The sequence below is a fragment of the Polaromonas sp. genome (assembly GCF_039930745.1).
Lineage (GTDB): Bacteria > Pseudomonadota > Gammaproteobacteria > Burkholderiales > Burkholderiaceae_C > Polaromonas.
Genome location: NZ_JBDTTH010000014.1, coordinates 21,701 through 34,689, shown reverse-complemented (window position 1 = coordinate 34,689; position 12,989 = coordinate 21,701). Strand labels below are relative to the sequence as shown.

The following is a 12,989-nucleotide window of genomic DNA, read 5'->3' as shown; positions in this document are numbered from 1 at the left end:
CTGGCCGCCTCAGCCGCCGGCCAGCAAGGCGCGCACTTCCTCGTCGCCGGGAAGTTCGAAGTTCCGGTAGTACTGCCCGATGCGGCTGAAATCCGGAGGACTCAGGGCGCAGACAAATTCATCGGCAGCCGTCCCGATACGCTCCTGGGCGCCAGGAGGCGCAACCGGTACCGCCACCACGATCCACGCCGGCTTGGAAGCTCGCAGGGCCATCAAGGCAGCGCACATCGAAGCTCCGGTTACCAAGCCGTCATCGACCACGATTACCGTGCGGCCTTCGATGGGCACAGGCAGCCGCGAACCCCGATAACTCGCATCGCGCCGTGTCAGTTCGGCGCTTTCGGCCGTAATGAGTTGCTCCAGCTGCTGCTGCGTCAGGCCGCTGCCGGCCACGGCCTGGGGATCGATGTAACACGCACCGCCGCTGGCAATGGCTCCCAGGGTCAGCCCGGGGTGATACGGCACGCCGAGTTTGCACACCAACAGAAAGTCCAGCCCGGCGCGCAGGGCGGTGGCCACTTCCCCTCCCACCAGCACTCCCCCGGGCGACAAGGCCAGCACAAGCACATCGCTGCGTCCCGCATAAGCAGGAAGTCTCAGGGACAAGGCATACCCGGCAGCCAACCGATCAGCAAACATGGCGTTTCTGGACTCTCATGATGTTTGGCTAGAGCCTAGGGCAAACGCTGTCTGGAAGGGTTGACCGAAGTCAACGCCCCAGTCATCGCCGCATCTGGGGCTCGGCCAGGCGCCGCCAGCATTCGAGCCACAGGGCTGCGAACAGCAACATGACTGCCGAAGCGCCCAGAGCAGCCGCAGATGGGACAACAAAACCCATGACCTGCCGCAGCCAGGGTACACCCAGCGCGAGCACCAGCATCGCGACAACAGCCACAAACATTCGGGCCACCCAGGGATTTGACCAGAGCAGGCTGTCAGCAATGGGTTTTCGCAAATCACGGTTGGCCAGCACCAGCAGGAACACCCCCAATACGAGGGACACGAAGACGGTCGCACGAACGGCAGTCTCCCCCCACCCCCAAAGACCCAAGACCCATGCGCCGCCCAGCAGAGGAACCGCTACACCCAGTCCCTGCCCGAGCGCATAAACAATGTTGTCTGCGGAAAACGGCGACGCATCACGGGCTCGCGGCGGTCGGGTCATGAGGTCAGTTGCCTCGGGTTCGGCTTCAAACACGATGGAGCAGGCCGGGTCGATCAGCAATTCCAGCAGCACGATCTGCACAGGAAGAAGCAGCAAGGGCCAGTGAAAAAGGACGGGGGCCAATGCAAGCGCAACCACAGGCACATGCACCGCGAAGATAAAACGCGTCGCGGTACCGATGTTGTCGAAGATGCGCCGCCCCTGGCGAATGGCCGCAGTGATGCTGGCGAAGCTGTCGTCCAACAGTACGATGGCTGCCGCTTCCCGCGCCACATCGGTACCGCGCTCACCCATGGCGATGCCCACGTCCGCCGCTTTCAGGGACGGGGCGTCATTGACGCCATCACCGGTCATGCCCACCGTCTCTCCGGCCTTTTGAAGCAACTGCACCAGCCGGAGTTTGTGTTCCGGCACCAGCCGCGCACAGAGATGGACCCGTCCGAGTCGTTGAGACAAGCTGTCATCGTCCATGGAAGCCATCTCGGGACCCGTCAATACATCTCCCTCGCCTGGCAGCCCGACCTGGCGTGCAATGGCACGCGCCGTCGCGGGATGGTCGCCTGTCATCATGATGATGCGTATGCCGGCGGCTTGACAGGCTGCCACCGCGGCGGGAACCTCGGGCCGCGGGGGATCAGCCAACCCCACCAGCCCCAGAAATGTGAAAGTGAAATCATGCTGGCTCGCTGGCCAGCTTCCACCGACCCACTGCCCTTTCGCCACGCCCAGCAAGCGCATGCCTTGGCCCGCCATGCCCTGCGCCTGCCGTTCAATGGCTTGCTGCTCCAGAGAAGAAAGATGACACAGGTCTGCTATGGCTTCGGGCGCTCCCTTGGTGGCGAGTAAATGGCACCCCGGGTCGCTGGCGGGGAACACATGCGTCATCGCCAGAATATCGGGCGACAGCGGGTAGGCATGCTCCGGTCTCCAGTCTGCGTGCACATGCTGGGTGCCGGCCAGATACCTCTGCCCGAAGCCGCGTATAGCCTTCTCCATCGGGTCGAAAGGATCAACTGGCGTGGCCAGCAGAGCAAATTCCACCAGTTCATGAAATGCTCCAGGAAGCACGTCATCTGCATCACCCGGGAAATGCGCACCCGCCACCCAGAGCTGCGCCACGTCCATGCGGTTGAGAGTGAGGGTCCCGGTCTTGTCCACCGCCAGCACCGTGATGGCTCCTAGCGTTTCTACAGCGGTTGTCCGTCTGGTCAGGACCTGCTGACGCGACAGCCGCCACGCACCGAGGGCCAGAAATACCGTGAGAACCACCGGAATTTCCTCCGGCAATACAGCCATTGCCAGCGCCACACCCAGCAGCACGCTCTCCAGCAGCGAACGCCCGTCCCACAGCCAACCCAGCAGAACCAACGCCACAGCCAGCCCCAGTCCCAGCATGGCCAGCCGCCGCACTATCCTTCGTGAAGCCTGCTGCAGCTGCGAAGGAACCAGCGCAGTGGATGCCAGCGCCGCACCAATGCGCCCGACTGCCGTGTGTGCACCCGTAGCACGCACGCAGGCGACACCCACACCGCGCGTAACAACGGTACTTGCGAACAGGAAGGAATGGGCATCGCTTCCGGGCATTTCCATCGCCAGATCAGCAGCCCCCGGCAATTTTTCCTGAGGTACGGCTTCACCGGTCAGCAGGGATTCGTCGGTGCCCAGCTGACCTTGCAGCAGCACCGCGTCCGCTGCAATCCGGTCGCCCTCGTGTAACACGAGCAAGTCACCACGGACCACCTCGCCGCTCGAGATGCGCAACTCGCGCCCCGCGCGGATCACCATGGCACGCGGAGCCGACAGATCACGCAAGGCCTCCAGGGAGCGCTGTGTCTTGCGTTCCTGGGTCAGCGCGAGGCCGATGATGACAAACACCGAACCCAGTAAAAAAATTGCTTCGGCCGTATCGCCGATCAACAGGTAGACCGTCCCTGCAGCGAGCAACATCAGAAACATCGGCTCCAGTACCACACCAGCGGCAATGCGCAGCAGCGGCTTGGGTACACTGCCCGGCAATGTGTTGGGGCCATCAGCAAGAAGTCTTGCGTACGCCTCTTCCTGGGTCAGCCCCTCCAAAGATCTTTGGGTCGCTTGGGTCGCCTGAGGCAGTCCCCTGGAGGTTGGCGGATGCCGGTCTTGTACCATGACGCCAGCCTAAGCCCAGGCGTCCAGCCCGGCTTGATCTGTCGCAAAGGCTATTGCGGCCGGCAGTTGTCCGGTCGTTCACCCGGAAGCATGGGGCAGCGATTGACCTCAGCCGATGACATGCCAAGCAGGTTGGTCAGCGCACTGGAGACCGTGCAGATCGCCCAGAACACAAAAAATGCAGCGGTATACACGCCCTGGCGCGAGAGGCGCAGCGGCTCACCCGACCAATGGAGGTCACCCGGGTCAAGCATGGCAAAAACCAGCAGTTCCAGCGCGCACGCACCCAGGAAGGCGGGCCACGCAATCCACATCAATTTCTGGCTCCACATGGCGGTCTCCTTGGAATACGTATGAATCAGCGAGCACCAATGGCAGGAGGCGTGGCCGCATGGTTGCGGCCCTGCACGGCTGGCATCAAGGCCTTGTCCTGCGCCGCCAGCGTCTTGTTGATCTCGACGCCGCGGCGGTAATAGTCTTCAGCCACCACCGGATCCGGGTAGCTGACAGCTATCCACGCAGTGGCGAAACCAGCCACAACCACGGCGGCTGGCCCGGCAATAAGCAGCCAGACGTGGCCGTGTTTCCACCAGGGAGGAGTGACCACCGGTGGCGTTTGAAGCATGGGGTTCATGACGGTTCCTTGAATCTGTTGATGCCTGTTCCGTCAGCGCGAAACGAGAAATACCGACTTCTCAGCCAGATGGGACTGACCTGCTGCATCACCTATGCTGAACACGATCGGATGCGAGCCGGGGGTGGCCGACCCATAGGGAATCTGCAAGCGCACCGCAACCCAGCGCGACTCCGCCGGACCGACATCGACCTCGGCATCCGATGCCAGCGCCAGGCCCTCCAGCCCGGCGGCGGCGATACGGTAGCGCTGCGGCTGCTCGGTGGCATTCATGATCTGCAGGCGGTAGACGTTTTCGAGCTTGCCCCCGGCAACAATGCGGGACAGCGCGGCGCGGTCGCGCACCACGTCTACCTTGAGGGGCGTACGCGCTACCAGGCTCCAGAGCAGGCCCACGCACAAGGCGAGCAGCACGGCACCATATACCAGCACACGCGGGCGCAGCACACGTTTGACGATTTCCGGACCGCTCCACTTGTTCGCCATCGCCGCCTGGGTACTGAAGCGGACGAGGCCCCGCGGGTAGTTCATCTTGTCCATGACTGTGTCACAGACGTCAACACAGGCCGCGCATCCTATGCATTCGTACTGCAAGCCTTCGCGAATGTCGATGCCGGTCGGGCACACCTGCACACACAGGGTGCAATCCACGCAGGCGCCCAATGACAGGGCCGACGCATCCGCCTTGCGCGAGCGGGCGCCGCGCGGCTCGCCTCGCGCTGTGTCGTAGCTCACGATCAGCGTGTCGCGGTCGAACATGGCGCTCTGGAAGCGCGCGTAGGGACACATGTATTTGCACACCTGCTCGCGCATGAAACCGGCATTGCCATAAGTTGCAAAGCCGTAGAAGAATACCCAGAACGCTTCCCATGGCCCGATGTCCATCTGCAGGAAATCCATGCCCAGTTCGCGGATCGGCGAAAAGAAGCCCACAAAGGTCAAGCCGGTCCACATGGCCAGGCTGATCCAGAGCAGGTGCTTGAGCCACTTCTTGGCGAGTTTTTGTGCCGACAGCGGTGCACTGTCCAGCCGCATGCGCGCGCTACGGTCGCCCTCCACCTTGCGTTCAATCCAGAGAAAGATTTCGGTGTACACCGTCTGCGGGCAGGCAAAGCCGCACCACAGGCGTCCCGCCACGGCCGTGAAAAGAAACAGCGACAGCGCGCTGACAACCAGCAGGCCGGTCAGGTAAATGAAATCCTGCGGGTAAAGGACGAGGCCGAAGATGTAAAACCTGCGCGCGCCCAGATCGAAGAGCACAGCCTGCCGCTGGCCCCATTCCAGCCAAGGAAGGCCGTAGAACACCAGTTGGGTCAGGAAGACAAAGCCCCAGCGCCAGCGCGAGAACAGGCCACTGACCGATCTTGGATAGATCTTCTTCTGCGATTCGTACAAGGACTCAGACGTGTCGTCGCCTCCCACGGGAACGATGGGAATGATCTTGCGGACGGACGATGGTTGCAAGCGACCCTCCGGTTCAGAGTTTTGCCGCAGGGACAGGCTTGTTCGAAAGGCCCCAGACGTAAGCGGTCAGTACCTGGATCTGTGCCTCGGTCAACTTGCCGGTCTGCGCCGGCATCTCGTTGATCTTGCCCTTGTTGATCATGGCGACAATGGCCTGTTCACCCCAGCCGTGCAGCCAGATGTCGTCGGTCAGGTTAGGCGCACCCAGCGCCTGGTTGCCCTTGCCGTCCATGCCGTGGCAGGCGGCGCAGGCGGTGAATTTCGCCTTGCCAAGTTGCGCACGCACGGAGTCGTGCGGGCTGCCGGACAGGCTGAGCACGTAGTTCGCCACATTCTTGACGTCATCGGGCGTCCCAACAGCCGCTGCCATGGGCGGCATATTGCCCTGCCGACCGGCCTTCAGCGTCTCTGCAATTTTCTCCGGCTGGCCGCCGTGCAGCCAGTCGGTGTCTGCCAGGTTGGGAAAGCCCTTGCTGCCGCGCGCATCCGAGCCATGGCATTGCGCGCAGTTGTTCATGAACAGGCGCTCACCCACGGCCATTGCCACCGGGTCTGCGGCCAGTTCGGGAGGCTGCTTGGCTGTGAACTGGGCATACAGCGGCTCCAGATCCTTGTTGGCGCGCTCCATCTCGGCGGTGTACTCGCCGCGGGTGCTCCAGCCCAACTGGCCGCCATAACTGCCCAAGCCGGGATAAATCACCAGGTAAGCCAGGCCGAAGACGATGCTCAACACGAACATCCACATCCACCATCGGGGCATGGGGTTGTTCATCTCGCGCAGGTCGCCGTCCCAGACGTGGCCCGTGGTGTTGTCGCTGCGAGCCACCATCTTCTTGCGGGCGGTGATCCAGAGCAGCAGCAGACAGGCCACAATGCTGACCAGGGTCAGGACGGCGACATACACCGACCAGAAGTTTGCATTGAAATCGCTCATGAGGTCTCCTGCGCTGTCGCCTCGGCACCGGTGGTAGCCGGCCCGGAGGTCAACGAAAAAATGTAAATGTGAATGGGGTTGTCCATGGGCCTGTTCCGTTCAATCCTGCTCGAACGGGAGGCGGGCAGCCTCGTCGAAGCGTGCCTTGTTGCGGCTCGAAAAAGCCCAGTACCAGATACCGATGAAAGTGGCAAAGCTCACCAGGGTGGCGATGATTCGCAGGGTGGTCACGTCCATGATGTTTCCTTATTTGAGCGTCCGGCCCAGCACCTGCAGATAGGCAACCAGGGCATCCATTTCGGTTTTGCTGGCAACGTCCTGGGCCGACTGCGTGACCTCCGCATCGGTGTAGGGAACGCCGACCATGCGCAAGGCCTTCATGCGAGGCGCCATGCCAGCGGGATTGACCGTGTTCTTCTCGAGCCAGGGGTAGGCCGGCATGTTGGACTCGGGCACCAGATCACGCGGATTGGTCAGGTGAATGCGGTGCCACTCGTCGCTGTATTTGCCGCCCACGCGATGCAGGTCGGGCCCGGTTCGCTTGCTGCCCCACTGGAAGGGGTGGTCATAGACAAACTCGCCGGCCACCGAGTAATGGCCGTAGCGCAGTGTTTCTGCGCGGAAGGGCCGGATCATCTGCGAATGGCAGTTGTAGCAGCCTTCGCGAACATAGATGTCGCGCCCGGCCAGTTGCAGCGCCGAATAGGGCTTGATGCCCTGGATCGGCTCGGTGGTGGACTTCTGGAAGAACAGCGGCACGATTTCGACCAGGCCGCCCACGGCAATCACCAGGAGGATCAGCACGATCATCAGGAAATTATTGGTCTCGACCTTCTCGTGTGTGAAGCCGGCGGTGGAGGTGTTTTTTTCAGTCATGGAATAGGGCTTTCTTCAGGCGTGGACAGGTGCGGGCACCATGACGTTGACCGAGCGTCCTCCGGCCACGGTCATCCAGGTATTCCAGGCCATGATCAGCATGCCGCTCAGGTAGAGCACGCCGCCGATCACGCGGACCACATAGAAGGGATACGTCGCCTTGACCGACTCGACAAAGGTGTAGGTCAGCGTGCCGTCCGCGTTGATGGCGCGCCACATCAGGCCCTGCATCACCCCGGCGATCCACATCGCGGCGATGTAGAACACGATGCCGATGGTGGCTATCCAGAAATGCGCCTCGATGGCCTTGACCGAATACATCTGCTTCTGGCCAAAGAGACGCGGGATCATGTAATAGAGCGTGCCCATCGAAATGAGCCCCACCCAGCCCAGCGCACCCGAATGCACATGGCCCACGGTCCAGTCGGTGTAATGCGACAGCGCATTGACGGTCTTGATGGACATCATCGGGCCTTCGAATGTGCTCATGCCGTAGAAGGACAGCGACACGATCATGAAGCGCAGCACCGGGTCATCACGCAGCTTGTGCCAGGCACCGGACAGCGTCATGATGCCGTTGATCATGCCGCCCCAGCTGGGTGCCAGCAGGATCAGCGAGAACACCATGCCGACCGACTGTGTCCAGTCTGGCAAGGCGGTGTAGTGAAGGTGGTGTGGACCCGCCCACATGTAGGTGAAGATCAGTGCCCAGAAGTGAACGATGGACAGCCGGTAGCTATAGACCGGACGCTCGGCCTGCTTGGGAACGAAGTAATACATCATCCCGAGGAAGCCGGCGGTCAGAAAGAAGCCAACGGCGTTATGCCCGTACCACCACTGGATCATCGCGTCCTGCACACCGGCATAAGCCGAGTAGGATTTCATCCAGTCCGCCGGCACCGCTGCGCTGTTGACGATATGCAGGATTGCCACGGCAAGGATGAAGGAACCGTAAAACCAGTTCGCGACATAGATATGCCTGACTTTGCGCATGCCGATGGTGCCGAAGAAAACAATGGCATAGGCCACCCACACCAGCGTGATCAGGATGTCAATCGGCCATTCGAGTTCCGCGTATTCCTTGCCCTGGGTATAACCCAGCGGCAGGCTGACCGCCGCGGCGACAATCACCGCCTGCCAGCCCCAGAACGTGAACGAAGCCAGCTTGCGGGCAAACAGCGGCACATGGCAGGTGCGCTGGACCACGTAATAGCTGCTGCCGATCAATGCGCAACCGCCGAAGGCGAAGATCACGGCGTTGGTGTGCAAAGGCCTCAGGCGTCCGTAGCTGAGCCAGGGAATGCCGAAGTTGAGTTCGGGCCAGGCCAGCTGGGCGGCAATGAACAGCCCCACCAGCATGCCCACCACGCCCCAGACCACGGCCATCAGGGAAAACTGCCGAACGACGGTGTCGTCGTAGATCGCGGCGGATGTTTGTTTGTCGTTCATGAAGCACCTGTTTACGTGATGCTTCAAGTGTCCCTGCCGTGAGGAGGGTCTGAGTTGATGAAAGTCAATCTGAACGCAGAATTCGCTCGCCTTCCTGTTCCAGTGCATCGAACTGCCCACGCCAGACAGCCCAGCCCAGTCCGGCGATGATCAGCAGCGCAAGCATGACGGACAGGGGAATCAGAAGATAAAGAATGTCCATTCAGAAAGCCTCCTGCATGCGGGCCAGCCGCGCTGAATTGAGCACCACCAGCAGCGAGCTGGCCGCCATGCCCAGACCGGCCAGCCAGGGCGGCATGAAGCCGAGAATGGCCAGCGGCACGCACACGGCGTTGTACAAGGCTGCCCACCACAGGTTCTGGCGCACGATGGCATGGGTGCGGTGCGCGTGCCGCAGCAACGCAGGCACGGCTGCCAGCTGGCCGCCCACCACAATGAAGTCAGATCTGGCCTGTGCCAGCGGCACAGCCTGGCCCATGGCAACAGACACGTCGGCGCAGGCCAGCACCGGCCCGTCGTTCATGCCGTCGCCAACCATGGCCACACGCCGGCCGCGCTGCTGCAGCCCACGCACATGAGCCAGTTTGGCTTCCGGCGTGTGCTGCCCGTGGGCTTCGTCGATGCCTGCGCGTGAAGCCAGCCGCGCCACAGCGGCTATCAGGTCACCCGAGAGCAGTTGCACTTGCAGACCCAGAGCCCGCAGTGCATCCACGGATGTCTTGGCTTCCGGCCGCAAGGCCTCGTCCATGTCGAAACTGGCGAGCCAGCCGGCTTCATCCGACAAATGCACCTGCGGGCCGTTGGCAGCCTGGACAAACGGCGGTATGTCGCAAAAGACAGCCGACCCTAGCCGCATGGCGCGTGGCTGTGCGCCCACCCCGGAAGAAGAAACGCGACCCTGCAGCCCTTGGCCGGGAACCTCGGTGACCTCAGTCGCGGTCCCGGACGCAGCGCCGGCAGCCTGAACAATCGCCCGAGACAGGGGATGCAGGGAATGCTGCGCCAACGCAGCCGCCATCCGCAAGGCCTGCGCCGGGTCAAGGCCCTCACGGGTCCGGCCGACGCGCACGGTCATGCGGTCCTCGGTGAGTGTGCCTGTTTTGTCGAACACCACCGTGTCCACCGCCGCACAGCTGTCAAGCGCCTCCAGCCGGCGCACCAGCACACCGCGCCGTGCGAGCGCACCCGCAGCGGCCAGCGTTGCGGCCGGTGTGGCAAGTGACAGCGCGCAGGGGCAGGTGACGATCAGCACCGCCACGGCCACGCTGATCGCATGCGCCGGATCGCTGGGCCACCACCAGAACGCCGCAGCTGCGCTGGCCAGCAACACCAGCAAAACAAAAGGTCCGGCCATACGGTCGGCAATGCGCGCCAGCCGCGGCTTCTGCACCGAGGCCTGCTCCATGAGCGCCACCATCGCGGCATAACGCGTGTCCCCACCGGCGCGCTCCACCCGCACCATGAGCATGCCGCTCAGGTTGTGACTGCCGGCAATCACCGCACTGCCGGTGCGCCGCTGCAGTGGCGTGGATTCGCCGGTGAGCAGCGCTTCGTCAACCTGGCTTTCACCCGCCGTCACTGTGCCGTCGGCCGGAACCACATCACCGGGCAAGAGGCGGATCAGGTCACCGGAAGCGAGGCGGCGCACCGGAACGCGCTCAAACACACCATCGGCGCCCTGCCGCTCCACGCTGTCGGGCAGGTTGCGCATCAGTGCTTCCAGCGCGCCGGCAGTGCGGTCACGCAAACGCTGCTCAAGAAGACGCCCGGACAGCAGGAAAAACACAAACATGGTGACCGAGTCGTACCAGACCTCGCCACCCCAGGGCGAGGCCGGATCGAAGGTGGCGGCCGAACTGGCACCGAACGCGATGAGGATGCCAAGAGCCACCGGCACGTCCATGCCTATGCGCCGGTTGCGCAGGTCGCGCATTGCCGCGGAAAAAAATGGCCAGCAGGAAAACAGCACCACCGGCAAGGTCAGCACCCAGGAGGCCCAGCGCAGCAGGCCCTGCGCTTCGGCCGAGATATCACCTGGCTCGGCAATGTAAGCCGGGAAGGCATACATCATCACCTGCATCATGCAAAAGCCCGCGACCAGCCAGCGCCAGAGCATCATGCGCTGGGCCTGGATACGTGGCGCCGCAGTCAGCATGTCGCCCGCGGGCAAGGCGCCATAACCGGCGCGCTGCAATGCGGCAAGCCAGGCCGAGGGCCGGCCTTGGCCGGGTGCCCAGGCCACACGGGCCACGGCGCTAGCACCGTTGACCTGCACGCTTTCGACGCCGGGGAGTTTTTGCAGCACCTCTTCGACGGTGAGCGAACAGGCCGCACAATGCATGCCCTCGATCGCGAGGTAGGACTCCCAGAGGCCCGGCCGCCCGGGCAGCGGACGGCTGAAACCTTCCCACTCGGCACGGTCGTCCAGCGCGGACCAGCGCGAGGCCTGCCGAGCGGCGCCGCTATCGACCAAAAGGGTGGCAGTTTGCATGGAGCAAGCCTACCGTCGGACAGGAGCGCCCGCTTGACATGGATCAAGCGTGCGGGACAATGCCAGCCCTAAGCTGCAAACGTCGCATCAACCCAGGAGAACACGCCATGTACAAACGCATCCTCGTCGCTACCGACGGTTCCACGCTTTCGAAGAAGGCCGTGCGCAGCGCCATTGATCTGGCCAGCGCTGTTGGCGCGGAGCTGGTCGCGCTCTACGTGGTACCCCGGTACCCGGTCAGCTATTTCGAAGGAGGTGTCACCATTTCGTCGCAGGACGTGGCCCGCACCGAGAAACAATGGGCGGACAAAGGCAAGGCCGTGGTGGAAGCCGTCAAACTCGCGGCACAGGGCGAAGGCATCAAGGCCAGGGCGGTCATCGCGTCTTCCGACCTGGTGGCCGAATCGATCATCAGCGCCGTGAAAAAGCAGAAATGTGACCTGGTCGTCATGGCCTCCCATGGACGCAAAGGCATCAAACGCATTTTGCTGGGCAGCGAAACCCAGCATGTGCTGACGCACAGCAGCGTTCCGGTGCTGGTGCTGCGCTAAACTGGTTCCATCAAGTACAAGGAGAAAAGAAAAATGAGAATCCTCTTCGCCGCCGACGGCAGCAAATACACCAAAAAGGCCCTGGCTTTTCTTGTCACGCATGAAAGCCTGGCCGGCCCCGACGATGAGGTGGTGGTACTCAATGTGCAGCCGCCGGTTCCGCCGCGCGTCAGGGGTATGGTGGGTGCCAGCACCGTCAACTCCTACTACGAAGACGAAGCCAGAAAGGTGCTGGACCCCATCGAGCGATTCCTCAAACGCCACAAGCTGCACTACCGCACCACCTGGGTTTCAGGCTCTCCTGCAGCGGAAGTCGCGCGCGCTTCAAAGCGCGAGAAGGCCCACATGATTGTCATGGGCACCCACGGTCACGGCATTCTCGGCCGCGCCGTCATGGGCAGCGTGGCGCAGCGCGTGATCACTGATTCGGAAATTCCCGTTCTGCTGGTCAAGTAGAAATAGCAAACACGGTTAATCACCGTTGCGTTCAGCCGGATAAACCGTACGCTGCATCAAAAAAAGCCGACTGTGTCGGCTTTTTTCATGGCGATTGCGAACGCTTCGAGACCCGCTGACAGCTCAGGCCTTGGGCAACGTTACCCCGACCTGCCCCTGGTACTTCCCGCCGCGGTCCTTGTAGCTGACTTCGCAGACGTCGTCGGGGTCGCTCTCGAAGAACAGCACCTGCGCGCAGCCTTCCCCGGCGTAAATTCTGGCCGGCAGCGGCGTGGTGTTGGAAAACTCCAGCGTCACATACCCTTCCCATTCGGGCTCGAAAGGCGTGACGTTGACGATGATGCCGCAGCGGGCATAGGTGCTTTTTCCCAGGCAGATGGTCAGCACATTGCGCGGGATGCGGAAGTATTCCAGCGTGCGGGCCAGCGCAAAGCTGTTGGGCGGAATGATGCAGCTGTCGCCATGGAAGTCGACAAAACTTTTTTCATCGAAATTCTTCGGGTCAACCACCGTGCTGTGGATGTTGGTGAACACCTTGAACTCGGGTGCGCAACGGATGTCGTAGCCATAGCTGCTGGTGCCGTAGCTGATGATTTTCCTGCCCTCACTCTCGCGGATCTGGCCCGGCTCGAAGGGCTCGATCATGCCGGTGGTCTCGGCCATGCGGCGTATCCATTTGTCGCTTTTGATGCTCATGCCAAAGTTTCCTCAGTTGGACTCGATTGTAGGCAAGCCGCTGGACGATCTGGCTGGCCACATATCACTATGCATTTGATAGCTGACTGCGCCCGTCCATCGAGTGCTGGAGGCCGATTCAGCATTAA

General features: G+C 62.3%; 14 protein-coding genes. 2 read left to right on the top strand and 12 right to left on the bottom strand.

From position 1 onward, the window contains the following. Positions 1-9: 9 nt before the first annotated feature. The 11 genes from ABI660_RS07265 to ABI660_RS07215 all read right to left on the bottom strand — a co-directional run bounded on the left by ABI660_RS07265 (position 10) and on the right by ABI660_RS07215 (position 11,158). Complete coding sequence (locus ABI660_RS07265) at positions 10-639, bottom strand: phosphoribosyltransferase family protein (RefSeq protein ID WP_348066386.1); 630 nt, start codon at positions 637-639, stop codon at positions 10-12. Positions 640-721: 82 nt separating this feature from the next. Beyond that, on the bottom strand, positions 722-3,241 hold the full coding sequence (locus ABI660_RS07260; RefSeq protein WP_348066384.1) for a cation-translocating P-type ATPase: 2,520 nt from the start codon (positions 3,239-3,241) through the stop codon (positions 722-724). 119 nt (positions 3,242-3,360) lie between these two features. Continuing rightward, the gene (locus ABI660_RS07255) at positions 3,361-3,642 is read right to left on the bottom strand and encodes a hypothetical protein (protein WP_348066382.1); all 282 of its coding nucleotides are present in this window, start codon (positions 3,640-3,642) and stop codon (positions 3,361-3,363) included. 26 nt (positions 3,643-3,668) lie between these two features. Further along, positions 3,669-3,944 (bottom strand): FixH family protein, encoded by a 276-nt coding sequence (locus tag ABI660_RS07250; RefSeq protein ID WP_348066380.1) that lies wholly within the window; start codon positions 3,942-3,944, stop codon positions 3,669-3,671. A gap of 33 nt (positions 3,945-3,977) precedes the next feature. Continuing rightward, positions 3,978-5,408 carry a cytochrome c oxidase accessory protein CcoG gene (ccoG, locus tag ABI660_RS07245; protein WP_348066378.1) on the bottom strand — a complete coding sequence of 477 codons (1,431 nt, stop codon included), beginning with the start codon at positions 5,406-5,408 and terminating at the stop codon, positions 3,978-3,980. 13 nt (positions 5,409-5,421) lie between these two features. Next, on the bottom strand, positions 5,422-6,342 hold the full coding sequence (gene ccoP / locus ABI660_RS07240; protein WP_348066376.1) for a cytochrome-c oxidase, cbb3-type subunit III: 921 nt from the start codon (positions 6,340-6,342) through the stop codon (positions 5,422-5,424). A 99-nt stretch (positions 6,343-6,441) separates the two neighbouring features. Then, complete coding sequence (locus ABI660_RS07235; RefSeq protein WP_348066374.1) at positions 6,442-6,579, bottom strand: cbb3-type cytochrome c oxidase subunit 3; 138 nt, start codon at positions 6,577-6,579, stop codon at positions 6,442-6,444. Positions 6,580-6,588: 9 nt separating this feature from the next. After that, positions 6,589-7,218, bottom strand: a complete 630-nt coding sequence (ccoO, locus tag ABI660_RS07230; protein WP_348066372.1) for a cytochrome-c oxidase, cbb3-type subunit II — start codon at positions 7,216-7,218, stop codon at positions 6,589-6,591. A gap of 15 nt (positions 7,219-7,233) precedes the next feature. Continuing rightward, positions 7,234-8,667 carry a cytochrome-c oxidase, cbb3-type subunit I gene (ccoN, locus tag ABI660_RS07225; RefSeq protein ID WP_348066370.1) on the bottom strand — a complete coding sequence of 478 codons (1,434 nt, stop codon included), beginning with the start codon at positions 8,665-8,667 and terminating at the stop codon, positions 7,234-7,236. A gap of 64 nt (positions 8,668-8,731) precedes the next feature. Continuing rightward, positions 8,732-8,869, bottom strand: coding sequence for a cbb3-type cytochrome oxidase assembly protein CcoS (gene ccoS / locus ABI660_RS07220; RefSeq protein WP_348066368.1), 138 nt, complete (start codon positions 8,867-8,869; stop codon positions 8,732-8,734). Beyond that, positions 8,870-11,158: a cation-translocating P-type ATPase gene (locus tag ABI660_RS07215; RefSeq protein WP_348066366.1), complete on the bottom strand. Its 2,289-nt coding sequence runs from the start codon at positions 11,156-11,158 to the stop codon at positions 8,870-8,872. It lies immediately after the preceding gene. Between the two features lie 107 nt (positions 11,159-11,265). Here ABI660_RS07215 and ABI660_RS07210 point away from each other — a divergent pair, with 107 nt between their 5' ends. Beyond that, complete coding sequence (locus ABI660_RS07210) at positions 11,266-11,709, top strand: universal stress protein (protein ID WP_348066364.1); 444 nt, start codon at positions 11,266-11,268, stop codon at positions 11,707-11,709. Between the two features lie 33 nt (positions 11,710-11,742). Next, entirely contained in the window at positions 11,743-12,165 is a 423-nt protein-coding gene (locus ABI660_RS07205) for a universal stress protein (RefSeq protein WP_348066362.1), read from the top strand. A gap of 123 nt (positions 12,166-12,288) precedes the next feature. Here the strand turns inward: ABI660_RS07205 and dcd are convergent, their stop codons facing one another. Continuing rightward, a complete protein-coding gene (gene dcd / locus ABI660_RS07200; RefSeq protein ID WP_096663150.1) occupies positions 12,289-12,861 on the bottom strand; it encodes a dCTP deaminase in 573 nt (190 codons plus the stop codon). Between the last annotated feature and the right edge of the window lie 128 nt (positions 12,862-12,989).